This window comes from Ereboglobus sp. PH5-10, assembly GCF_029504735.1.
GTDB lineage: Bacteria > Verrucomicrobiota > Verrucomicrobiia > Opitutales > Opitutaceae > Ereboglobus.
The window spans coordinates 32,396-57,067 of record NZ_JAQFIP010000016.1; the positions used below are offsets into that span (position 1 = coordinate 32,396).

Here is a 24,672-nt window from a genome sequence, read left to right on the forward strand (position 1 = left end):
GACAGAATTAACAGGCTGGAGAGAATGAATTCTTCGCTTGGTTTGCATTCTGTCCATTCTGTTAATTCCGCCCCTAAAAACAGGCTTAGTTTTGGCCCACGATCTGCCGCAGCACATACGGGAGGATGCCGCCGTGCTGGTAGTATTCGATCTCGATGGGCGTGTCGATGCGGCAGCGGACGGGGACGTTTTCAACCGCGCCGTCCTTGCGCGTGATGCGGAGCGTCAGGTCTTGCTGCGGCTTGATGCCGCCGTCGAGGCCGAGCACGTCGTAGGTTTCGGTGCCGTCGAGCTTGAGCGTTTGCGCGGTCACGCCTTCCTTGAATTGCAACGGGAGCACGCCCATGCCGACGAGGTTGCTGCGGTGAATGCGCTCGAAGCTTTGCGCGACGACCACTTTCACTCCGAGGAGGTTCGTGCCTTTCGCGGCCCAGTCGCGCGAGCTGCCGGTGCCGTATTCCTGGCCGGCGATCACGATGAGCGGCGTTTTGTCCGCGGCGTATTTCATCGCGGCGTCGTGGATCGACATTTTTTCGGGCGCGGAGGCCGGCGTTTTCGAGTAGAGCGTGTTGCCGCCTTCCTCGCCGCCGAGCATCAGGTTTTTGATGCGGACGTTGGCGAAGGTGCCGCGCGTCATGATGCGGTCGTTGCCGCGGCGCGAGCCGTAGCTGTTGAAATCCTCCCAGGCGACGCCGTGGTCGAGGAGGTATTTTCCGGCGGGCGAGGTTTTCTTGATGGCGCCGGCGGGCGAGATGTGGTCGGTCGTCACGGAGTCGCCGAAGATGCCGAGCGGGCGCGCGCCGTGGATTTCGGCGATCGTGCCGGGCGTGAGCGAGAAGCCGGCGAAGAAGGGCGGCTCCTGGATGTAGGTCGAGCTTTCGTCGAACGTGTAGGCGTCGCCGGCGGTCGCGGGGATTTCGTTCCACTTGGGATTTTGCGCGGCGAAGTCGGTGTAGAGGTTGCGGAAGACTTCGGGCTTGAGCGCGGTCTGCATCTGGTCGCGGATTTCTTGCAGCGTGGGCCAGAGGTCGCGCAGGTAGACGGGTTTGCCGTCGGCGTCGGTCGCGATGGGTTCGCCGCTCATGTCGATGTCAACGCGGCCGGCGAGCGCGAAGGCGACGACGAGCGGCGGCGACATGAGGAAGTTGGCCTTGATGTTTTGGTGCACGCGCGCCTCGAAGTTGCGGTTGCCGGAGAGGACGGAGGCGGCGACGAGGTCGTTTTTCACAACGGCGTCCTCGATGTGCGCGTCGAGCGGGCCGGAGTTGCCGATGCAGGTGGTGCAGCCGTAGCCGACGAGGTCGAAGCCGAGCTGGTCGAGGTAGGTTTGCAGTCCGGCCTTGGCGAGGTAATCGCTGACGACGCGCGAGCCGGGCGCGAGCGAGGCCTTGACGGCGGGGTGCGGCTTGAGTCCGCGCTCGACGGCTTTTTTCGCGAGCAGGCCGGCGGCGAGCATAACGCTCGGGTTGGAGGTGTTTGTGCAGCTCGTGATCGCGGCGATGAGCACGGAGCCGTGGCGGAGAGAAGAGGAGTCAGGAGACGAGCCCTCCGGCTTCGCGGAATCAGTCTGGCGCGGAAGCGCTCCTCCGACTCCTGACTCCTGACTCCTGACTCCTGTATTCTTTTCATTCTCTTTCAATTCTTCCGCGCTTTTGCCGAAGCCGCCCTCGGCGACGGGTTTTGAAAACACGGCGGCGAACTCCTCCTTGAGTTTCGGAAGCTCGATGCGGTCTTGCGGGCGTTTCGGGCCGGCAACGCTCGGGACGACGCTGGCGAGGTCGAGCTCGAGGTCGGTCGAGTAGTCGATGTCGCCGCGCTGCGGGATGCCCCAGAGGTTTTGCGCGCGGTAGTAGGCTTCGTAGAGCGCGATTTGTTTTTCGTCGCGACCGGTGGCGCGGAGATAGTTTGCGCACTCGGCGTCGATCGGGAAGAAGCCCATCGTCGCGCCGTATTCGGGCGCCATGTTGGCGATTGTCGCGCGGTCAACAACGGGCAGCGCGGCGGCGCCGGGGCCGTAGAACTCGACGAACTTGCCGACGACCTTGGCCTTGCGGAGCATTTGCGTGATGGTGAGCGCGAGGTCGGTGGCGGTGACGCCTTCGCGGAGCGCGCCGGTGAGGTGCACACCGACGACATCGGGCGTGAGAAAATAAACGGGCTGGCCGAGCATCCCCGCCTCGGCCTCGATGCCGCCGACGCCCCAGCCGACGATGCCGAGTCCGTTGATCATCGTGGTGTGCGAGTCGGTGCCGACGAGCGTGTCGGGATAATAAATATCGTTCGCGGAATCGGCGAGCACGCCCTTGGCGAGGTATTCAAGGTTCACCTGGTGCACGATGCCGATGCCGGGCGGGACGACCTTGAACGTGTCGAACGCCTGCATGCCCCACTTGAGGAATTGGTAGCGCTCGCGGTTGCGCTTGAACTCCATGTCAAGGTTGCGCGCGTAGGCCTCGGGCGTGCCGGCGTAATCGACTTGCACGGAGTGATCGACCACGAGATCGACGGGCACGAGCGGCTCGATGATTTTCGGGTCCTTGCCGAGGCGCGCGACAGCGGCGCGCATGGCGGCGAGATCGACGAGGAGCGGCACGCCGGTGAAATCCTGCAACACGATTCGCGCGACGACGAAGGGGATCTCCTCCGTGCGCGGCGCCTTCGCGCCCCATCCCGCGAGTTCGCGGATGGCCTGCTCGGTGACGCGCTTGCCGTCGCAGTTGCGCAGGAGCGACTCGAGCACGAGGCGGATCGAAACCGGCAGTCGCGAGACGCGCCCCGCGCCGGCGGCCTCAAGCGCGGGCAGCGAGTAGAAGCGGTGCGATGCGCCGTTGGCGGCGAAAGTTTGCAGTGTGTCGAAGGGATTTGCTGGCGTGGTCATGTGTCGAAAAATTGGATATGAAAAATAAACCCATCTGTCTGATCCGACAGATGGGTTTGGGCAACATTCAATGAAGATTTTTTATTCCCCCCGAGTTTGCAGGGGCGCACCTGGCGTGCGCCCTCGTATGCGAAAAACTGTTTGCGTGCGCAGCCCCAAAGCGGGCTGACGCGAGGGCGCACGCCAGGTGCGCCCCTACGGCGTTTCACGGCACTTTTGAAATTCCCTCAAATTTGACCGACCAGGAACCGTCCTTCGGAAAGCCCGGCGCGGCTCCCTCGGAGCCTTCCCATCCGGCGCTCATCAGCGCCACCGCCCAGAGCAGGCCTCCGTTGCCGGGAAGATACCAACCGGCGTTGTAGCCCGCGGGTGTGTAGGCGTTCAAGGGGGCGTCGAAGAGCAGCCAGTCCACCGCCTCCTTGTCGCGGCCCAGGCGCGCGGCGGTCATCGCAAGCATGGGGTAGTCGCAGCCCCAAAGGTTGCCCTTCCAGTCGCCGCTTCGCAGGCCGGCGGAGATTTTGTCATAGGTGCGCTCCATGATTTTCGGGTCTATCAACGGCCCTCTCACGCAGCCGTAAACCTCCAGCCAGGCGGGGCGCAGGAATCGTCCGTTCGGCATTCTGTCCCATGTCTCCGGATGCGATTCCGCGTCGATGTAAACGCCGTCAACGACGGGCGGCTTGGAAATGTGCTTCAACACATGGGCGATTTTTTCGTCCTCGGGCATGCCGAGGCGCGCGCGCCATTTTTGCGCGATTTGCAGGGCGATCGCCCAGTAATTCAACTCACTCGTCGAGTTCCAGCAATCAAAGCCGCGCGTGCCTTCCGCCCCGCTCATCAAGGGCGGCCCCAGCACGTATCGTTGCGAGGCGTCGTCCCAATAAAGAAAATCGAGCATCATTTCCGTGGTTTCAAAAATGATGTCCTTCCACTTGCGCAACGTCTCCGCCGACGGATCGGCTCCGTAGGAAAGCTCCGCCAAGTAGAACGGATGCACGTTTTGGGTAATTCGGTTCGGCCCGTGATCCCAGCTTTCCCAACGCCCGAAAGGGTCCGGCGTCTTCAACCACTTCGCGCCCTTGAGCCCCTCGGCCGCGGCCTCCGCCCGAGCGGATTTCAGGCCGATTTTGTTAAACCATTCCACCCAGCCCTTCAAAAGCTCCCCCCTGCCCCAGAAGAAATACGGCGCGCCGTGCCAGGCGGTCATTTCAAGGTGGAATTTGCCGCACCAGTGATCCGTCGCGAGCAAGCCCGCCTCGGAAGGCGGCATGGAGCCCGCCGAATTGGCCGCCATCAGGAATTGCGACAACACCACCCTGCGCTCAAGTTCCTTCCAACGCGGGTCGGCGCTTGCCGAAAAATCCGCGATCCCGCCGTTGTTCCAAAAGGCGTTCCAGTGTTTTTGGGCGGCGGCCTTCATCCTGCCAAACTCCGCCCCGGCCTTCGTCAGACGGAATTTTTTCACCCTGTCCAAGCCGTAGTCCGAGGCGTTTTCGGTGTTTTGCAAATTTTCAAATATCGCGGTGAACTCCGCGGATTCCGAATTTCCGGAACGCATAAACACCGTGTGCTCCCTCGTGATGTCCCCAAAATTCTCCCCGCCCTTGGAAACGGAAAAGCCCTTTGTCCCGCAAAGGCGAACCATGTATTTCCCGCCGTCGTCCATTTCCCTGATTACGCGGAACTCGCCCCGCCCGTGATTTTCCAAAACCGTTTTGTGGCCCTCGACGCGGTCAAAGACGCTGGAGAAATTTGGATCGGGCCGCGCCTTGCGCCGCAGCGACAATTGCGTGCGCAACGGGTAGCCGAAAGTCAAAACCACGCCGAGCCTGCCATCCCTCAACAGCGCGGAATCGACACGCACGCCCACCGCGTCGGCATCCGGATGCACGGTGCTGACCACACTCACGCGCTCCCCGAGATATTCAAAGACGCTCTCCACCCTCCCGTTCCAAAGGTCGAGTTTCCGTGAAACTATTTTGACGTCATCGGGCTTGATTTGAGCGCCGTCCATTCCCCTGAAGGCGATGCGGCAAAGGTTCATCATGTGCGGGTTGTCATAATACCACCTGATAGCCGCGGTCTCCTGTTTTGTGCGGGCAACCTTCGCGCCGGAACCACGCGCAAGATAGTTAAACACGCGCCCGTGGGAATCCACGGGATACCGTGTTTGATTGCCCGCCTCAAAACCCTCGGGTTGCGGAAAACTGTGCCAGGCCCAGTGCGCCATCGTGTTCCCCGCGAAAGTCTGCAACCCCGTGGCGTCGCAGTTAAACGCAAACTCCCCGTTGCCAAGCGTCATGACGCCCAGCGTCTCGTTCCAAACAGGCGAGTTCCTTTCGACAACCGCTTTCCTGTCTATCTTTCCGCCCCCCGCCTCCAAATTTTCAAAAAGAGAAGGCATCCCTGTTTTCTCTTCGTTATCAGAAGTGACTTCCTTAGCAGGCAGGGAGACTTCTGCCCTGTTGGACGCGACACTATTTTCTCCCACTCCATATTTTGCTTTCAGCCTCTGCATGAATGCCTCCAAACGCTCCATTCTATATGTCCGGGATTGAATAGGCACGATCATACTTCTTATCTTAATATCTCTAGCCTCCGCGCTGAGGTTCGTATCATTGCTATTAATATAATCTTGATATTCTTTTTTAGAGATCGTTACAAATTTCCCAAGTTTTGAATATAACTTTTCTGCCACTGCGTAGGCACCTGCCGGATCTGCATCACCCGTTATATCAAGCACGATGCTCATGTCACCCCTACCTTCGTTGTAGGCACGGAAATTATGCTCATTATCCAAATCCTTTAACAAATAATCATGGGCATACGGAGCGTTTTCCTTGAGGTATACTCGCATTCCCCTCAGATATTCCAGCTCCTCTTTTCCTAATTTTTCGCCATAAGCCTCGTTCGCCAAAATATAACCAGTAACGCTGTCAACGACTTGCCCAAGGGAACGGTTGCCATAGGGTGGCACTTGCCCATACGCCAAACCCAGAATCGAAAAATAAAATATTAGTATGTTTATTATTTTCATATATTAAATACTCGTTCACATGCTGCTAGCCAACATGGGACTGAATGGATCCCATTTGAAAGGGGCGGTTTGATATTTGTTGCTTTTAATGGGCGTTGGTCGATTTTTGCTTATGCGGCGTGCTGTGTTGAAAAGTGGACAAAAACAATCAAACCGATTTGTGTGATCGCACAAATCGGCCTGGGCAACATTCAATGAAAATTATTTCGCGAGCGCGGCCTTGATCGCGGGGAAACAGGGCAGCTCTTTCGGCGTGGCAGTCTGCTCGGCGTATTTCACGATGCCGTCCCTGCCGATCACGAACGCCGCGCGCGCGGCCGTGCTTCCGATGCCGTTCAGGTCATCGAGCAGCACGTCGTAGGCGGCGGCGACCGTCTTGTTGAGGTCGGAGGCGAGCTTGAGCTTGATGCCGTTGGCCCGGGCCCACGCGTCCTGCGCGAACGGACTGTCCACGCTGATCGCGATCACATCGGCGCCGAGGTTCTCGTATTCGGCGAGACCGCCGGAAGTGTCGCACATCTCGCGCGTGCACACGCTCGTGAACGCGAACGGGAAAAAGAGCAGAACCGTCGGCCTCCTGCCAAAGTTGTCGCTGAGTTTGACGTCAACGACGATGCCCTCGGCATTTTTCGATTTGAGTGAGAAATCAGGCGCTTTTGAACCAACTTGTATGGGCATGATGTGTGTGGATTTTGTTGCGATATATTGTTGATTTGGACCGCGCGACCGCGCGTGCGGCGGCGCAATTTTTCAAGACCCTCACGATGCGTCCGTTTCACCCGAACACAAACCGTTTTTGCCCGATAGAAGGCGTGGTTCTAGCGCAGGCGCGTTCTTTATTAATTTTTCCCACTTTTCTCGCAAATGTGGAAAAACAAACCGCGTTTCCATTTTCTTTACGGATTCTTGACACATTTCGCCGGGCGACGGAACGTCTGAGCCTCAAATTATGCAAAACACACGCAAATTCCTCCCCCTGCTGCTCGCGTCGTTGTGCGGCTTGCTCGTGCTCTCGGCCTGCGGCAAAAAATCCTCCTCCTCCGGCAGCTCCAGCTCCGGCTCCGGCGACAAGGCCGGCAACGAAGCCATCGGCTTTCACAACAAGCTCGTCGATTTCAACAAACTCGCCCGCGAACCCCTGAAGAAAATCATGCAAACCACCGGGGACTCCGCCTCGTGGGTCTCCCGCGACGGCGTGACCGCCGAAAAACCGCGCTGGAACATGGTGCTGATCGGCGTCAATCCCTACGACAAGCTCGCCAAGAACAACCTCGCCGCGCCCGGCTCCTTCTCCAAGGAGGACCGCGAGTTTTTCGACAGCCGCATCAAGCTCGCCAAGGACAGCGCCGCCGAGCTCAACAAGGCCGTCGGCACGCTCACCAACTACTACAAGGCCGGGGACTACAAGGACGACAAACACAAGAAATTCCTCGACCTCAAGCCACGCATCGAGGAGCTCGTCCAGCAAATCGCGCGCGCCACCGGCGAAATGGGCGAACGCTCCGAAGTGATCGCCTCCGCCGCCGAGCGCGAAGCCCTCAAGAAAAACCCCATCGGCATCTACATCCTCAACATGCGCGACATCATGGCCAAATGCGAACAGCAGATGGACATCCTCATGGACCAGCGCCTCGTCCAAGTCGGCTCCGGCACCGGAAGCAAAACCGACGAGCAAAAAGCCGAGGCCGTTGCCAAGGTGAAGGATCTGCTCGACCCCGCCGAGGCCCTCTCGAAGGAAATCGCCGACATGGCGGAGAAGTTCAAGGCCGTTGACATGGGCGCGCTCAAAAACCGCCAGACCCTCGCCAAGGACTACGAAAACTTCTTCAAGATTCTCGACGAGCAGCAAGGCACCGTCCGCAAAAACATCCGCTTCGCCAAGGAGTGGGGATACATCGGAACCGAAAGCAGCATGAAGCTCCTCGGCGGCACCGTGCGCAAAGTCACCGGCGCGCACAACACCTTCATCGGTGATGTGAACAAAGGCCGCTAAGCCACCACCCGTAGGGGCGCACCTTGCGTGCGCCCTCATGCCCAAAACCGGCAGCCGCGCGCTCACCCCGCGCCTGCCGGTTTTGTATTTTCAAAATCGCCACGCCCCGCTATGCACATTGGAAAAACAATGAAGCCCGCATCCCAAAAACCCAAACTCGCGCCCTCGCTCAAAAAATTCATCCAGGCCCTCCCCAAAACCGAAACGCATCTCCACGTCGAGGGCGCCCTGCCCTACCAGGTGCTGCGCAAATGGAAACCGCGCGAATACCCCGCGAACCCGTTTTTCCACGCGCCGCGCCACCGCATCCGCCAGTTCGAGCGCTTCGACGAAATCCTGCTCGGCCACGCGCTCCCGTGGTTCACGAGCACCGAGCGTTATTACGAGGGCGCGAAGGCGATCTTCGCAAAACACACCGCGCAAAACGTCCGCTACGTCGAGACGAGCTTCCACCTCGCCGCGACGCATTTCCTGAAAATCCCGCCCTCCGAAATCGCCGCCGCGATCCTCTCCGCCGCGCCGCGCGGGCTCGAAGTGCGCGTGTTCGTCGGCATGCTTCGCAACGACTATCGCGGCCCGATGCGCGCCGTGATCGACGGCATCGCCGACTGCGACAACATCACCGGCGTCGACCTGCACGGACTCGAAACCCTGCCCACCGAGGCATGGACCTCGCGCGTGTGGAAACGCATGCGCGCCGCCGGAAAAATCACCAAGGCCCACGCGGGCGAGTTCGACGGCGCGGCCCGCGTGCGCGAGGCGATCGTGAAGCTCGGCGTCACGCGCATCCAGCACGGCACGCGAGCCATCGAGGACCCCGAAGTCGTCGCCCTCGCGCGCGACCGCGGAGTCACTTTTGACATGTGCCCAATCAGCAACGTGCGCCTCGGCGTGGTGCCCTCGATCCGCAAGCACCCCATCCGCGCCTGCATGAAAGCCGGCATCCGCTGCACCCTGAGCACCGACGACCCGCTCGTGTTCAACAACACGCTCACCGACGAATACGCGGCGCTGGCGTCCGAGGCCAAATTCACAAAACCCGAGCTCGCCCAGCTCGCCCGCAACGGCTTCGAAGTCGCGCAAATCAGCGAGACGAAACGGCGGCGCCACCTTGCCGAAATCGACGCGCTGGCCAAATCGTAACGCGGACTGCCAAGCCCGTCAGTTTGGAGCCATGGGGTAATTGCCCCGCCGCTTCCGTCTTTTCGCGCTTCCGCGATTAACCGAATGGAATAGCCGCCAAGCGGCGCAAAAAGATTTAATCGCGGAAGCTCGAAAGACCGGAAAGGCAGAACCAGGGAAAAAGCCCCGCCGCACACGCCCATCCCGCCTTCTTGCGTTCGCTGACCACACCTCGAATGGCGCCCGCCGATCCCTCACTTCACGATCAAGTCGAGGGGCAGGCGCGCGTAGATGCCCTTGGGATCGTTGAACTCATTGAGGATATGCGCCTCGTCCTGAATGCGCGACACCAGCTCGTTGACCGCGCCCTTGTTTCCCGCGCGCACACGCGCATCGGATTGTTCCGGCGAGAATCGGCCTCCCAGCATTTCGTTCAACACCTCGGCCATCTCCTTTTTGCGCGGAAACTCCTGCACGCGGTAGTTTGGGCCGAGTCCCGCCTTTTCCACCGCATAAAGAATTGCGTCGTCCAGGCCGCCGATTTCATCGACGAGCCCGAGTTTCAACGCCTCCGCGCCCGACCACACGCGGCCTTGCGCGATTTCGTGCACGCGTTCCTTGGGAATGTTGCGCGATTCGGCGACCTTGCCGACAAACTCCTCGTAAATCCAATCAACCATGCGCTGGTAAAGCGCCATTTCGTCGGGCGTCTTCGGGCGCGCGATTGTCCTCGTGTCGGCATATTTTCCCGTCTTCACGCTGTCGAATGTCACGCCCACGTTGTTCGCCAGTTTTTGCATGTCGAGCTGCATGCCGAACACGCCGATCGAGCCTGTGATCGTGCCCGGCTCCGCAAAAATCCGGTCGCCATAAGTCGCGATCCAGTAGCCGCCCGACGCCGCATACGCGCCCATCGAAACGATCACCGGTTTCTCTTTTCTCGCCAGGCGGATTTCCCGCTGGATGTGCTCCGAGGCCGTGGCGGAGCCGCCCGGGCTGTTCACGCGCAGCACGATCGCCTTCACCTTGTCGTCCTGGCGCAGGCGGCGGATTTGCCTCGCGAAACGCTCGCCGCCGACATCCTTCGCGCTGCCCCTGCCGTCAACAATCGCGCCCTCGGCATACACAATCGCGACCGCGCCCTTTCCGCCGCCGCGCTTGCCCGCGGTTTCCGTTTTCGGGGGAATCGCCGGCCCCGTCGTGCGCGGCAGGGTGAATATGTAGTCTTGCAGTCCGATCTGCTTGAACGGCTCCGCCGAGCCCTCGCGGCCCGTGCGTGTTTTCAAGTCGTCGATCACCTCGTCGCGATACGCGAGGCGCGTCACGAGTTTGCGTTGCAACGCGACCTCGGGCTGGATGAAACCCTCGCGATCCACGAGCACCTGCAAATCCTGCGCGCGCAAACCGCGCCCGGCGGCGATATCGTTGCGCAAGTCGCCCCACAAATCGTCGAGCAGCTTTTGCATTTGCTCGCGACTTTCGGGGCTCATGCCGGTGCGAGTGAAGGGCTCGATGGCCGACTTGTATTTTCCGACGCGCGTCACCTGCACGCCCACTCCGAACTTTTCAAACGCGCCCGCATAATACATCGGCTGGCTCGCCAGCCCCGGCATCAAAACCAGCCCGTAGGGATCGAGCACAAGCTCGTCGGCCAGCGACGCCACATACATCTCGCGCACCGTCGCCTGCTCAAGATACGCGATCACCGGTTTCTTGGCGGCGCGCACTTGCTCGAGCGCCTCGCGCACCTCGCGCAACGCCGCGTAACCCGTGCCGTAGCCGTCCGGCTCGAAGCCGCCGCACAGAAACACGCCCGCGATCCGGCTGTCCTCGGCGGCGGCCTTGAGCGCGTTCGTGACCTGGCGCAGTTGCAACCGGTCGGGTTCGTTTCGCCCGCCCGCCAGCGCGCCCATCAACGCGCTCGAGTCCATCTGCGCCGGCGCGTCGGTGATGTTCACCGACATGTCGAAAACCAGATACGCGCCCTTCTCCACCGTCACCTGCCTGCTGTCGCCGCCTCCGCCGACCATGGAGCCGATCACTGCGAAAAACATGAACCCGCATATCACCGACCCGATCGAAAAGATGGCCAGCGCGGTCAATGAACCCAAAAGCGATGTGAAAAAATTTTTCATAAAAATGAACTGCGCAGGTTAACTCATTTGCGAAACTCGACCAGAGAAAATGCGCGGCGCCGGCGCCGCCCTCACAGCAGCCAAAATCCCAGCAATCCCAGGACAATCAACAGCGCGATCACAGCCAGGGCCTTTTTCTCAAGTGATGTGAGTTTGAAAAGCATCTCTGCCCGCCGATGCAAACAACATGGCGGTGATCCCGCCACGATAATATTGCGCCGGGGGAAAAATCTTTCCTCCCAAAAAAGCGCCGCGGTTATGAAACGATCGCTTTCTGGCGGCAAAACTCACTTATCATCACAATCAACCCCGTCAGCTCCTTGAGCAAATCCGGGGGAACTCCGGCCTCGTCCAGCATGGCGTCGAATTGCGCCAGCTCGTTTGCGTAATCCGCATACGACGCCTCCCAAAGCCTCCGCCCCTTTGCCGAAAGGCGCGCCACATGCATGCGCGCATCCCCGGGGGAGCGCCTGGTCACCAGCAACCCGTCGCGCTTCATGCGCCCCACCAGCCCGGTGACGTTCGACGGATCGACAACGAGCTCTTCCGCAAGCACGCCGGCGCTAAGGCCGTCGGGCTGGTCGGAAAGCAAATTGAGCACATTGAACTGCGCCGGGGAAAGCCCGTGCCTGCGAAAAACGCGCGTCGCCGCCTTCCGAATATCCCCCGCCGCGCCAAGAATGTGAGTGGTGATGTGCATGAGGGCGCACAATCGCCCAAATACTTTACATGTCAAGTAATTTATTTGATACATCAATCAAATTGCGTGGAATTGCGTCCCGGATGTCCTTTGCCCTCCTTGATTTGGCGTGAATCCCCTAAATCGTTCCAACCTCATGTCTTGACGCACACAAAAAATATCGGCATATCAGGTGCCAAGCGCCGCCTCGTTGTGAAGGGACGCGTAACTCCAAAAACACCATGAAACACGCTACCACCAGCAAAACGATTTGTGCATTAATCACGGGCTTGCTCATCGCAAGCGCGTCCGCCCTCGCCCAAGTTGCCCCGCCCACACCCGCCTCCGTGGCGCCAAATTATTCATCGGGACGCGACTCATCGTATGCCATGCCCAAGGCAACTGGCCCCAATCTCTACCTCGAAGGCGGGCTTGCTTACATGAATGCCAAGCCGGGCAATTCAAGTGGCGCCGATTTCTGGGGTATCAACACCGCCTTTGGCTGGCGCATCAATAAAAACAACAAAATTCAAGCCGAGCTCGGCGTTCTCATGTCAAGCGAGGATCATGGTCGAGGTATCAAAGAAGAGGACACCGCGCTGATGTTGCTGGCCTCATACAGCTATTGCATACCGCTTAATTCCGATGGAAATTGGGAACTGCGACTTACCCCCGCAGCCGGCTTCACATCCATAAATCTCAAACTCAAACGCAGAGGTTACGGTTCGGACGATGACACTGATACCGCATTCGCCTTTGGCGGCGGCATGGGAATCACCTACCACATTAGTGATCGTTTTTATATGGATTTCGGATATCGTTACCTGCGTGTTGGATCCACTGAATACAGAGTATTCAATATTGAAGACGAACTCGACGACATGAACACTCATACAGCCAGCGTCAGCTTCGGCTGGAAGTTCTAATTCCTTCACAAACAACCCAAAACATAAACTCCGGTCCCACGACCGGAGTTTTTTGTCGAAACATCATTTCTTCATTTGCCACCACCCAAACCCTCGCACACCGTTCCATTCATCTCTTTTTAACCAAACCAGCACACACATAAACCACCCGCCTCACATGTCCAAAGCATCACCCGCCAAAACCGCCGCAGCAACTCCCGCAACCGCGGACGCCATCGACGCCGCCACGCGCAAAAACCTCGACCTCGCCGTCTCCGCCATCACCAAGCAATTCGGCGAAGGCTCCATCATGCGCCTCGGCGACGCGCAAAAGATGAAAGTCGAAACCCTCTCGACCGGCTCCATCGCCATCGACCTCGCCCTCGGCGTCGGCGGCCTGCCCCGCGGCCGCATCATCGAAATCTACGGCCCCGAATCCTCCGGCAAAACCACCTTCTGCTTGAGCGCCATCGCCGAGGCCCAGAAACGCGGCGGCCTCGCCGCCTTCATCGACGTCGAGCACGCGCTCGACCCGAAATACGCCAAGGTCGTCGGCGTGAACCTCGACGACCTCCTCGTCTCCCAACCCGACTCCGGCGAGGACGCGCTCAACATCATGGAGACGCTCATCCGCTCCAACGCCATCGACATCATCGTGCTCGACTCCGTCGCCGCGCTCACCACCCGCGCCGAGCTCGACGGCCAGATGGGCGACGCCACCGTCGGCGCGCAAGCCCGCCTCATGAGCCAGGCCATGCGCCGCCTCACCGCCGTCGTCAGCAAGACCAACTGCGTGTGCGTCTTCACCAACCAGATCCGCGAAAAAATCGGCGTCATGTTCGGCAACCCCGAGACGACCTCCGGCGGACGCGCGCTGAAATTCTTCTCGTCCGTCCGCATCGACATCCGCCGCAAGGAGCAAATCAAGACACCCGACGGCAAAATCATCGGCAACCGCACCAAGATCAAAGTCGTCAAAAACAAAGTCGCCCCGCCCTTCACCGAATGCGAATTCGACATCATGTATGACGAGGGCATCTCGCGCACCGCGTCGATCCTCGACCTCGGCATCGAGCACAAGATTCTTGAGAAAAAAGGCGCGTGGATATCCTACCAGGGCGAGCTCATCGGCCAGGGACGCGACGCCGCCAAGGCCACGCTCCGCGAGCGCCCCGATGTCGCCGAAAAAGTCATCGCCGCGGTCCTGGAAAAAGTGACCGTCAAGGGCGGCACCGCTCTCGGCGAAGGCGACACCGGCAACGACAAGGACTAAACGCCCGGCCCCAATCACCAAGCGCGCCGTCCGCCACGGCGCGCTTTTTTGTGGCGCGGACCGACAAGTCTGCTTCCCTTTCAACATCAAACATGCCGCCGATTACCCGCATCCTCCTCATCGCAAGTCTCGCGCTCCTCGCCCCCGCGCTCATGTCGGCGCAAACCCCCGACGCCAAGCCCGCGGCCAAAAAAGCGCGCTCAAAAAAATCATCCGGCGTCAAAGTCGGAACCGCCACCGTCGTCTCCGACGACTCGGGGCCGAAGCTCATTTCCACAACCGGAGGCGGCGGCGCGGACAATAAATGGCCCAGCTTTGAGGCCCTGCAAAAAGCCGCTGAAACCCAAAACCCCGACGCACTCTACGAACTCGGCCAGATGTATCTCGACGGCACGCCCGACACACCGAAAAACATCACGCGCGCAATGCTCTACCTCGACGACGCCGCGCAACTCGGGCACACCGCCGCCAACTTCCGCCTCGGAAAACTTTACGCCGACGGCACGGAAACGCCGCGGGATTACGCCAAGGGCCTCAAATACTACAAAACCGCGGCCCTCGCCGGGGACGCCACCGCGCAGCACAACATCGGCGCAATGCTCTCCAGCGGCCGCGGCGTGAAACGCGACTACGTCGAAGGCCTGGCGTGGCTCATCGTCGCCGCGGAAAAAAACATCGAGGCGGCGCAAAGCGAAAAAAAGCTCCGCGAATTTCTGGCCAAGTATCCCAAGACCATCGCCGCCGGCGAAGCCCGCGCGGAAGCGCTCGCGAAAGAACTCGCCGCCGCCAAAACCGCCCGCGAGCCAACAGCCGCTCCCGCCCCATCCAAACCCGCCCCCATGAAAATCGACATCGCGCCCATTGCGCCAACAGTTGAGCCCATGCCAATCACCCCAATGCCCGCGCCCTTCACAAACACCAATTAGGACAGTTTTTAAACAAAACGGCATTTGCTCCGGGTGGGGCGCGCTCGCCGAGCGCGCCGGCAACGCGAGGCCCGCACACGACCGTTTTGGGCGTTGGCGACAGTCTGCCAACCGCCCCGCCAAAAACAGGAATAATTAAAAAGCACCCAACCAGAATACCCGTAGGGATTGCATTCTTGTTGGGATACTTGGCGATCAATCAGGCTTTGTTTTTCGGCGGTGTCGCCGGTGCGACGGGTGCCGCGGGCGCTTGTTGCTTCGGCGCGGCGGCTCCGGCTTCCGTGCCGAGGAAGCCCGGCAGGACGACGCCGGCGGCCTTCGCCACTTCATGAAGCGGGAGCACGTTTTTGTAGAGGTCCTGGACAAAACCGCCCGCGCTCGCGCCGTCCTTGCCGCCGCCCATGACGACGACTTTGTCGAACTTGAGCTTTTGAATCGCGTCGGATTGCACGCGGGCGACTTCGACGACTTGCTGCGCGAGGATGAGGTTGATCGCGGCGGTGGCGTCGCGTCCGCCTTGGGTGAATTTTGCAAGGCCGTCGGCTTGCGCGTCGAGGAGCGCCTGGCGGCCTTTCGCCTCGGCCTCAAGAATGGCTTGTTTGCCTTTCGCCTCGGCGGTGAGTTTCAGCTCAATCGCGGCGGCATCGGCTTCGGCACGGGTTTTCACGGACGCGGCGTCACCCTCGGCGGCTATGCGCACGGCGGCGGCCTGGCCCTCGGCGGTCACTTTGGCGCGGATCGCGGTGGCCTCGGCGTCAACGCGAACTTTTTCCTTGGCGGCGTTGGCTTGGGCGACTTGGTCGGCCACGGCGCTGGCTTCGTCGCGCATGGCGCGGGCGTCCTCGGTGGCTTTTTGCGCCTCATAGGCGGCTTGCTCGGCTTTCGCCTTGGCGGTTTTTTGCGCAACCTCGGCGCGACGATCGGCCTCGGCTTTCTTCTCGGCGAGTTCGGCTTGCGAGGCGACGATGTCCTGCTCGGCCTTGTTGCGTCCGATCGCGGCCGAGGCCTCGGCTTCGGCAACGCGGATGGCTTGCAGTTTTTCCGCCTCGGCCTTGCCGATGGCGCCGCGCTGGTTTTCCTGCGCGACTTTGATTTGCGCGTCGTTGATCGCCTTGGCGGCGGCTTCCTTGCCGAGCGCGTCGATGTAGCCGGATTCGTCGGTGATGTCGGTGATGTTACAGTTGATGAGGTGGAGGCCGATTTTGCGGAGTTCCACTTCGACGCCCTTGGTGATGAGCGAGATGAGTTTTTCGCGGTCGGCGTTGATTTCCTCGATGGTCATCGAGGCGATGACGACGCGCATCTGGCCGGTGATGATTTCGCGGGCGAGCTCGGCGATTTCCGGCGGCGCCTTGCCGAGGAGGCGCGTGGCGGCGTTGCCCATGACGGCGGGGTCGTTCGAGATGGCGACGGCGAAGTTCGCGGGGGCGTTGACGCGGATGTTCTGACTGGAGAGGGCGCTGCGCAGCGGAATCTCGATCGTGATCGGCGTGAGGTTCAGGTAGGCGTAGCTTTGGAAAATCGGCATGACGAAGGTCGAGCCGCCGTTGTAGCAGCGCGCCGCGCCGGCTCCCACCTTGCCGTAAACGACGAGGATGCGGTCGGGCGGGCACATGCGGTAACGGCGCGCCACGCCGATGCCGATCATGACGATGAAGATTACAAAAACTGCGAGTAGCGGGACGGTGATGTCGTTCATAAATATTGAGTTTGAAGTTTATGGTTTGGAATTTGCGGGCGTTTCGAAAAATCAGATCGGCTCGACGAGCGCCGTGTGCGAATCAATGAGCGCGGCGACTTTAACCTTGGCGTCCGAGGGAATCGGCGCGGAGCCTTTTTGCAGGGCTCCGAGTGTGATCGTGCGTCCGTCGAGCGGCACGATGATCTGGCCGCCGCTCTGGCTGTCGGGAGGGATCGTCACGTAAACGGTGGCGACTTTGCCGATGGCGTCCTCTTTTTTGAGCGTGCCGTCAACCTTGAGGCGCTGGGTCGCGCGCAGTATCCAGACGATGCCGAGCATCACCGCGCCGCCTGCAGCAAGCGCAATCACGCTCGCCACCAAAACGCTCAATCCGCTGCTCAGCGAGGCGCCGCCCGCCCAGCCGAATGCGAACAAGAAGCCGATGATCGGCTTGACGGAGAATAGACTGCCGCCGCCGTCGGCCGCGTCGGCGTCGAGCTCGGCGTCGTCGCCGATGCCAAACATCGAGACGATCGCCATGACGATGACGAGGAACGCGGCAAAAATCGCGATACCGTAGAAAATCTGTTTGGCGAGCGACAGCGCGCCCCACCAATCAGTGAGGAAGCTGGCGAGTATTGTCGGGTATGCCATGGCGTGAAGGGATGGATGTTTTTTGGGTTGCTGGCCGCGCGCAACACAAACGCTGTGCGGGCTTCGCAGATGTGAATTCGTCCCCGATGGGGCTGCAAGCCAGATATGCGCGCCTTGGAAAAATCCCCCGGTTTTCCATGAATGTTATTAATTGGCCGCCCGATTCGTAAAACTTCCGCTCGTGATTGCGCGAAAATCAGCAAAAACCCTTGACCGGCTTGCGATTCAAGGCGTCATCTTTTCGCTTTTAACGGCCTGTGAAGACCAACGACCAGACAATACGGGATCATCCGCTGGACGTCACTCAAAGTGACGGCGGGCAAGGCTGCGAAAACACAGGCGCCGCGCGCGCGATGTCCTGTCCCGCGCATGGAGCCGGACGTCGATGAGCGGGCGACATCCAGCCATAATGCGCCTCCACCCCCACGCCCGGAATGTCCGGGAAAATCACCCCGCCACCATCGCAAGCGAACGCATCCGCGCCCGCGCGCCGCGCAATTTCCACGCATCAATTTTAACTCACATCCATCATGTCCGATAAACTCACGCACGAGTGCGGCATCGCGCTCATCCGACTCAAGAAACCGCTCTCGTATTACCAAAACAAATACGGCACGCCGCTCTGGGGCTTCACAAAACTGTTTCTCCTCATGGAAAAGCAGCACAACCGCGGCCAGGACGGCGCGGGCGTCGCCGCCGTGAAACTCGACATGCCCCCGGGCGAGCAATACATGTTCCGCGACCGCTGCGTGGAATCCAACCCCCTCGACCGCGTCTTCAAGCGCATCTGGAGCGACTACAACCAGAAAGTCACCGAAGGCACCATCCACCCCGAGTTCGCCGACACCGTCAAAAAGAACTTCGACTTCGGCGCCGAGCTCTACATGGGCCACCTGCGCTACGGCACCAGCGGCGGCTACAGCCTCAGCTCCTGCCACCCCTTCTACCGCCGCAGCCCCTGGCAAACCCGCAACCTCGCCCTCTGCGGAAACTTCAACATGACCAACACCGCGGAGCTGAACCAAAGCCTCATCGCCATGGGCCAGCACCCGATCTTCGCCACCGACACCCAGGCCATCCTCGAGCGCATCGGCTTCTTCCTCGACGAGGAACACGAGGACATCTACCGCTACCTGCGCACCCGCGGCCTCTCCGGCGAGGAAATGTCGCACCGCATCAGCGAGGACCTCGACCTCGCCCGCGTCATCACCAAGGCCGCCCAGCAATGGGACGGCGCCTACTCCCTCTGCGGACTCATCGGCAACGGCGACGCCTTTGTCGCGCGCGACCCCTCCGGCATCCGCCCCTGCTTCTGGTATCAGGACGACGAAGTCGTCGCCTTCGCATCCGAGCGCGCCCCGCTCATGACCGTGTTCGACGCCGCCATCGACCAAGTCCAGGAAGTCGCCCCCGGCCACGTCATCGTCATCAAGCGCCGCGGCGCCATCACCGACACGCAAATCACCACTCCCCTCCCCCGCGCCGCGTGCTCCTTCGAGCGCATCTACTTCTCGCGCGGCAACGACCAGGACATCTACACCGAGCGCAAGGCCCTCGGCGGCCAGCTCGCCGACCAAGTCCTCGACGCCACCAACCACGAATGGGGCAACACCATCATCAGCTTCATCCCCAACACCTCCGAAATCGCCTACTTCGGACTCCTCCACTCCCTGCGCGAACGCCGCCGCGACGAAGTCAAAAAAATCCTCCTCGAGGCGCAAAATGAAAACCGCCTCACCGAAACGCTCCTCGACGAAGTGATCCTGCGCAACTGGCCGCGCGGCGAAAAAATCGTCAGCAAGGACATCAAGCTGCGCACCTTCATCGGGCAGGAATCCGCGCGCAACCAGCTCGCCAGCCACGTCTACGACATCACCTACGGCACCATCCGCCCCGGCATCGACAACCTCGTGTGCGTTGACGACTCCATCGTGCGCGGCACCACGCTCCGCAAATCGATCCTGCGCATGCTCGCCCGCCTCCAGCCCAAGCGCATCGTGATCGCCTCCACCGCGCCGCAAATCCGCTACCCCGACTGCTACGGCATCGACATGTCCGAGCTCGGCAAACTCATCGCCTTCGAAGCCGCCATCTCGCTCATCAAGGAACGCGGCCAGACCCCGCTCCTGCAGGAAGTCTACCAACTCTGCCGCGACGAAGTCGCCCGCAACGGCGCCGTCAACCACGTCTCCAAAATCTACGACGGCTTCACGCCGGAGGAAATCTCCGCGCGCATCGCCGAACTCGTCCGCCCCCGCAAGCTCGAATGGAAGGGCGAGCTGAGCGTGATCTTCCAGACGATCGAAAACCTGCACAAGGCGGTTCCCAACCACACCGGCGACTGGTATTTCTCGGGCAACTACCCCACCCCCGGCGGCTACCGCATCGTCAACCAAGCCTACGTGAACTACTACGAAAAACACGAGGGCAGGAGCTATTGAACGAGCAGTTCACCCAATCCCCCCGACCTAAATCGACTTAACTCGAATTAAGTCGATTTTTAGTCGATTCCCGCTTCGATAATCCCACGCTTCATTAATCCTTCCAGCCTTCAGCCTTTCAGTCCTTCAGACCTTCCCACACATGTCCCTCAGCTACGAATCCTCCGGTGTAAACTACGACCAGCTCGACGCCTTCAAGCGCGCCTGCCAGAAAGCCGCGCGCGCCACCGCCGGGCTCCTCGCGCCGCACGGCTATGCCGAACCCGCCGCCACACGCGGCGAAAGCGCCTACCTCATTGAGGCGTCCGACCATTACCTTGCTCACGTCGAGGAGGGCCTAGGCACCAAAAACCTCGTCGCCGACGCATATCAAGCCGCCACCGGCAAGACCTTCTACCGCGAAATCGCCATCGACACCGTCGCCACCATCGTCAACGACCTCATCACCTGTGGCGCGCTTCCGATTTCCGTCGCCATGCACGCCGCCGTCGGCGATTCCGCATGGTTCACCGACGAGGCTCGCATGAACGCCCTCGTTGACGGCTGGGCCGAGGGCTGCCGCCAGTCCGGCGCCGTCTGGGGCGGCGGCGAAACGCCCACCCTCCGCGGCATCGTCAATTCCGACGCAATCGTCCTCGCCGGCTCCGCCATCGGAAAAATTTCCCCGAAAAACCTCCGCATCACCGGCGACGTTCACGACGGCGACTCGATCATCTTCCTCGCCTCCTCCGGCGTGCAAACCAACGGCCTCACCCTCTGCCGGAAAATCGCCGACTCGCTCCCGCAGGGCTACCTCACGCCCATCGGCCACGGCGACCCGCGCAACTACGGCGAGGCGCTCCTCGCCCCGTCGGTGATCTACGTCGCGTTCGTGCGCGAATGCCAGCGCCGCAACATCAAGCTCAACTACGTCGCGCACGTCACCGGACACGGCTGGCGCAAACTCATGCGCCTCGACGAACCCTTCGTTTACGAAATCACCGACCCGCGCCCGGCCCCCGCGCTCTTCAAGTTTCTTCAGGAGGCCGGCCCCATTTCCCAGCGCGAAATGTATGCCACCTTCAACCAGGGCATCGGTTTCGCCGCCTACGTCTCGCCCGAAAACGCCGAGGCCACCCTCGCCGCCGCCAAAGCCACCGGCTACGATGCCTGGCTCGCCGGTCGCGTCCGCAAGGACGGCCAGCGCAAAGCCGTCACCATCCCCTCGCTCGGCCTCGAATACGACGGCGAAACACTCGCGCTGCGCTGAGTGCGCGCTGTCGCCACCCGCGCAATGCACGATCAGTCGCATCAGCCAGATCTGGCCGTTTCATCCGATTCGCCACCCGCGCGCCCGCGCCTCATCCTAGCCTCCGCTTCGCCGCGCCGCCGCGAACTCCTTGCGCAAACCGGCCTTGCCTTTGACGTGATCGTCGCCGATGTCACCGAGCACGAAGATCCCGCCACGCATCCGCGCACGATGGTCGCGCACAATGCCGCGCTCAAGGCCGACCATGTCGCCTTACTCCACCCCAACGCGTTCGTGCTCGGGGCCGACACCACCGTTTTTATTGACGACACCGTGCTCAACAAACCCGCCGATCTCGACGAGGCGCGCGCCATGCTCAAGCGCCTTGCCGGGCGCACCCACACCGTTTTTACCGGCGTCGCACTCAGAAATATTTCCCGCCAAATCCGCATCGACGAGGGCGTCACCAGCCAAGTCACATTCAAGCCCCTCGACGATGCCGTGATCGACGCCTATTTCCGCATCGTCAACCCGCTCGACAAAGCCGGCGCCTACGGAATCCAGGAAGGCCGCGACCTCATCATCGACCACTGGGACGGCTCCTTCTCAAACATCATGGGCCTGCCCATGGAAGCCACGAAACAAATTTTGACCCGCTGCGGTCTCATCGGCACATTTTGAACATTCCAGCGTCTGTTGTTGTATAACAACAAACAACCACACATGCCGCCGCCGCTCAAAGAACGTCCCTCCAGCCTGCTCGAAGCAGCGCCGCCATCGCGCCGCAAATCGCGCTACGCGCTGCTCGAAACCGGGGACCCGGCGGATCGCCGCCGCACCATCGGCCTCGGCATTGTGCTCACCATCGGAGTCTGGCTCCTCTGCCTTTTCCTTTTCAACCTCCTCATCACCCACCTCGACCACCAGCACACCAGCAACACCGGCGACATCTCCACCCCGAAACCCTCCTTCGACATAGAGCTCCAGCCCGAGGAGTTTCTCCTCCCCAAGCCGCCTCCCCCGCCCCCGCAAAACTTCGTCGAGACCAATCCCGACGCCCCCGAAAACATTCCCGACAAAACCGACAACTTCGGCGCGCACAACCAGCAGGCCGCGCAGGAAACGCCCACCCCCGGAGGCAAAAGCGACCGCCCCGCAATCGAGGGTCAGGATGAGATCGACTCCACCCAAATCGTCAGCGGCGATCTCCGACAGCAGCCAATCATTGAAACACCACCACCACCGCCACCCACGCCCGAACTCAAGGAATCGAGCAGCGTCACCGATGTCACCCCCGCCCAGCGCGAGCAAAACCCGCTCTCCGGCGAGCAGAAAATTCAGGGCGACAGCGAAACCGGCTACGGAATGAATGAATACAAACTTCCCGAAGTGCTGAAAGACATCACACCCGACGCCACCGAGCGCACCGAAGGCCTCCCCGACGCCCCGCTCATCACCGGTGTCCCCCAAACCACTCAACCCCAAATCGACCCCAAGCGCCCGCAACCCCGCATCACGCTCAACCGGCAAAAAGTTCGTCCCGCAATTTTTAAGGAAAACAAATTCGGCACCCAAAACATCGGCGCCATGGCCTACGACGCCAAATGGAGCAACTACGGCCAGTATCTCCAAAAGCTGATCGACACCGTCCAAATCCAATTTGAGGACCTCAATGAAAAAAGCCGCTTCTGGCCGCCCACCGGCACGAAGGTCACCGTCCGCTTCATTCTCGATTCCGAAGGCAAGATCGCCGAAATCGTCGAGGCCGACGGCAACGGTGGCAGCCAGGCCACGAACATCTGCATGAGCGCAATCACCGACCGCGCGCCCTATGGCAAATGGACCGACGACATGATCGCCATCCTCGGCGAGAAGCAGGAAATGACCTTCACCTTCTACTACGGCAGACCGTGAGCGAAATCCCGGGCCCAATCGACGACTACTGGCAAACACTCCCCCTCGGGCGCGGCGTAGCCGTCATCACCCGCGATCCCAACGGTCTCGTCGCCCTCAATAAACCCGCGGGCACCCTCTCCCACCCCAACGAACCCCGCGACCAGCCCCGTTCGCTCCTCAACGCCCCCTATGAACCCGACGGCGAATATTATATGTGGAATGCGGAATGCGGAATGCGGATTTCGGAATTGCAAACCGACAAAACTGCTCATGCCACTCGTCCGCCGCTAGGGTCCGATCATTCCGCATTCCAAAATCCGCATTCCACATTCAAAGAGGAATCCCGCCGCCTCTGGCTGCTCAACCGCCTTGATTCCGCCACCTCCGGAGTGATCCTTGCCGCGACCACGGAAGAACTCGCGCGCGAAATCCGCGCGCTCTTTCGCGAACGCCACATCAGCAAAACCTACGCCGCGCTCGTCTTCGGCACCCCCTCCGAAAAAACGCAACTCTGGCGCGACCGGCTCGCCGTGCAAAAACGCGGCGGCCAAATCCGCGCCGCCGCCCGGGCCGGAAACATCCCCACCGAGGCGCGCATGAGCCTGCTGCGCACCAGCCGCAACACCCCCGCCGCCGCGGGCGCGCCCATCTCGCTCATCCAGCTCGAACCGAAAACAGGACGCAGCCACCAGCTCCGGGTGCAATGCGCCAGGCGCCATCTTCCAATCATCGGCGACGCCACTTACGGCGATTTTCGAGCCAACCGCGACTTCGCCAAACGCACACGCGAAAAACGCCTCTTTCTCCATTCGCTCGAAACCCGTTTCGACTACACCCACGCCGGACGCGCGTTCACCTTCGCCGCCAAGGCCGACCTCCCCGGGGCGTTCACCGCGCATCTTTGACGGATTTTGCGCCGGCAATGGGCGGCGTTTTTTTCATTCGGGAAGTTTTCCCTTTACACGCGCTCGAGCAGCCTATCTTTTGAACGGCTCTACTGTAATCATGCAAAAGACAAAAAAGTCCGTTGCCAAACGATTCAAGGTGTCCGCCAAGGGCAAATTGATCTATCGTTCGCCAGGCACTCGCCACATCGCGAGCACCAAGTCCTCCAAGCAGAAACGCCGCTTGGGCAAGGCCAAGGCTCTCTCCGAGACCCACACGCCTCCGCTCCTGCGTTGCCTGCCCCACGCCTAAACCGCCGAGGGACCGCGCGAACGATCAAACCATAACCACGCCAACCGGGTGAATCCCAACGAGACGACCCGGCGGCGACTAAAAAAATACACATAATATAACATGGCTCGTGTCAAAAACTCCCCCGCGTCGCGCAAGCGCCGCAAGAACATGCTGAAGCATGCCAAAGGCTACTTCGGCAACAAATCGAAGCTCTATCGCTACGCGAAAGAAGCCGTCCATCACGCCTGGCAATACGCCTACCGTGACCGCCGCAAGAAGAAGGCCGAGTTCCGCGCCCTCTGGATCGTGCGCATCAGCGCCGCCTGCCGCGAGGCCGGCATCAGCTACAACCGCTTCATCGAGGGTCTCAACGCCGCCGGCGTCGCCCTCGATCGCAAGGTCCTCTCCGACCTCGCAATCCGCGACGAAGCGGCCTTTACCGCCCTGGTCAAACAAGCCCAGGACGCGTTGAAGAAAAAAGCCGAGGCCAAAAAGGCCGCGGCCTAAAAGCTTAAACGCGAGCCCGGACGCGGCTCGCCTCTCATTTTCAGAAATCATCAGAGGACGGGCCTCGTTCGAGCGAGGTGCCGTCCTCTTTGTTTTTTAACATCCACCGACCGATCAACCTGTCCCGTTCTTCCAGCC

19 protein-coding genes are annotated in these 24,672 nt (G+C 60.8%); 12 read left to right on the top strand and 7 right to left on the bottom strand.

What is annotated here, in order from left to right; all coding sequences use genetic code 11:
- Positions 1-85: 85 nt before the first annotated feature.
- The 3 genes from acnA to M2447_RS11640 form a co-directional block, all read right to left on the bottom strand.
- A complete protein-coding gene (acnA, locus tag M2447_RS11630; RefSeq protein ID WP_277558744.1) occupies positions 86-2,878 on the bottom strand; it encodes an aconitate hydratase AcnA in 2,793 nt (930 codons plus the stop codon).
- Positions 2,879-3,083: 205 nt separating this feature from the next.
- Positions 3,084-5,282 (bottom strand): hypothetical protein, encoded by a 2,199-nt coding sequence (locus M2447_RS11635; RefSeq protein ID WP_277558746.1) that lies wholly within the window; start codon positions 5,280-5,282, stop codon positions 3,084-3,086.
- 834 nt (positions 5,283-6,116) lie between these two features.
- Positions 6,117-6,593, bottom strand: a complete 477-nt coding sequence (locus M2447_RS11640; protein WP_277558747.1) for a redoxin domain-containing protein — start codon at positions 6,591-6,593, stop codon at positions 6,117-6,119.
- 271 nt (positions 6,594-6,864) lie between these two features.
- On the opposite strand from M2447_RS11640, the gene M2447_RS11645 reads away from it, so the two are divergent.
- The gene (locus tag M2447_RS11645; protein WP_277509751.1) at positions 6,865-7,908 is read left to right on the top strand and encodes a hypothetical protein; all 1,044 of its coding nucleotides are present in this window, start codon (positions 6,865-6,867) and stop codon (positions 7,906-7,908) included.
- A gap of 129 nt (positions 7,909-8,037) precedes the next feature.
- Positions 8,038-9,051 carry an adenosine deaminase gene (locus M2447_RS11650; protein WP_277558748.1) on the top strand — a complete coding sequence of 338 codons (1,014 nt, stop codon included), beginning with the start codon at positions 8,038-8,040 and terminating at the stop codon, positions 9,049-9,051.
- Positions 9,052-9,284: 233 nt separating this feature from the next.
- Here M2447_RS11650 and sppA read toward each other — a convergent pair whose 3' ends face one another.
- Positions 9,285-11,165, bottom strand: coding sequence for a signal peptide peptidase SppA (gene sppA / locus M2447_RS11655; RefSeq protein WP_277558749.1), 1,881 nt, complete (start codon positions 11,163-11,165; stop codon positions 9,285-9,287).
- Positions 11,166-11,421: 256 nt separating this feature from the next.
- On the bottom strand, positions 11,422-11,865 hold the full coding sequence (locus M2447_RS11660; RefSeq protein ID WP_277509748.1) for a MarR family transcriptional regulator: 444 nt from the start codon (positions 11,863-11,865) through the stop codon (positions 11,422-11,424).
- 221 nt (positions 11,866-12,086) lie between these two features.
- Here M2447_RS11660 and M2447_RS11665 point away from each other — a divergent pair, with 221 nt between their 5' ends.
- From M2447_RS11665 to M2447_RS11675, 3 genes are all read left to right on the top strand, one after another.
- On the top strand, positions 12,087-12,770 hold the full coding sequence (locus M2447_RS11665) for a porin family protein (RefSeq protein ID WP_277509747.1): 684 nt from the start codon (positions 12,087-12,089) through the stop codon (positions 12,768-12,770).
- Positions 12,771-12,927: 157 nt separating this feature from the next.
- The gene (gene recA / locus M2447_RS11670) at positions 12,928-14,022 is read left to right on the top strand and encodes a recombinase RecA (protein WP_277558750.1); all 1,095 of its coding nucleotides are present in this window, start codon (positions 12,928-12,930) and stop codon (positions 14,020-14,022) included.
- Between the two features lie 92 nt (positions 14,023-14,114).
- Complete coding sequence (locus tag M2447_RS11675) at positions 14,115-14,948, top strand: tetratricopeptide repeat protein (protein ID WP_277558751.1); 834 nt, start codon at positions 14,115-14,117, stop codon at positions 14,946-14,948.
- 199 nt (positions 14,949-15,147) lie between these two features.
- Here the strand turns inward: M2447_RS11675 and M2447_RS11680 are convergent, their stop codons facing one another.
- Positions 15,148-16,647 (bottom strand): flotillin family protein, encoded by a 1,500-nt coding sequence (locus M2447_RS11680; protein ID WP_277558752.1) that lies wholly within the window; start codon positions 16,645-16,647, stop codon positions 15,148-15,150.
- 51 nt (positions 16,648-16,698) lie between these two features.
- Complete coding sequence (locus M2447_RS11685; RefSeq protein WP_277509742.1) at positions 16,699-17,283, bottom strand: hypothetical protein; 585 nt, start codon at positions 17,281-17,283, stop codon at positions 16,699-16,701.
- Positions 17,284-17,813: 530 nt separating this feature from the next.
- Here M2447_RS11685 and M2447_RS11690 point away from each other — a divergent pair.
- The 7 genes from M2447_RS11690 (at position 17,814) to rplT (ending at position 24,534) form a co-directional block, all read left to right on the top strand.
- Entirely contained in the window at positions 17,814-19,724 is a 1,911-nt protein-coding gene (locus M2447_RS11690) for an amidophosphoribosyltransferase (RefSeq protein ID WP_277558753.1), read from the top strand.
- Between the two features lie 142 nt (positions 19,725-19,866).
- The gene (locus tag M2447_RS11695; RefSeq protein ID WP_277558754.1) at positions 19,867-20,973 is read left to right on the top strand and encodes an AIR synthase-related protein; all 1,107 of its coding nucleotides are present in this window, start codon (positions 19,867-19,869) and stop codon (positions 20,971-20,973) included.
- A 24-nt stretch (positions 20,974-20,997) separates the two neighbouring features.
- On the top strand, positions 20,998-21,633 hold the full coding sequence (locus M2447_RS11700) for a Maf family protein (protein ID WP_277558756.1): 636 nt from the start codon (positions 20,998-21,000) through the stop codon (positions 21,631-21,633).
- Positions 21,634-21,675: 42 nt separating this feature from the next.
- Positions 21,676-22,866: a hypothetical protein gene (locus M2447_RS11705; RefSeq protein WP_277558757.1), complete on the top strand. Its 1,191-nt coding sequence runs from the start codon at positions 21,676-21,678 to the stop codon at positions 22,864-22,866.
- Positions 22,863-23,753 (top strand): RNA pseudouridine synthase, encoded by an 891-nt coding sequence (locus tag M2447_RS11710; RefSeq protein ID WP_277558758.1) that lies wholly within the window; start codon positions 22,863-22,865, stop codon positions 23,751-23,753. The genes M2447_RS11705 and M2447_RS11710 overlap by 4 nt, the downstream gene beginning before the upstream one ends.
- A gap of 100 nt (positions 23,754-23,853) precedes the next feature.
- The gene (gene rpmI / locus M2447_RS11715) at positions 23,854-24,045 is read left to right on the top strand and encodes a 50S ribosomal protein L35 (protein ID WP_108823718.1); all 192 of its coding nucleotides are present in this window, start codon (positions 23,854-23,856) and stop codon (positions 24,043-24,045) included.
- Positions 24,046-24,147: 102 nt separating this feature from the next.
- On the top strand, positions 24,148-24,534 hold the full coding sequence (rplT, locus tag M2447_RS11720; RefSeq protein ID WP_108823719.1) for a 50S ribosomal protein L20: 387 nt from the start codon (positions 24,148-24,150) through the stop codon (positions 24,532-24,534).
- Positions 24,535-24,672: the final 138 nt, after the last annotated feature.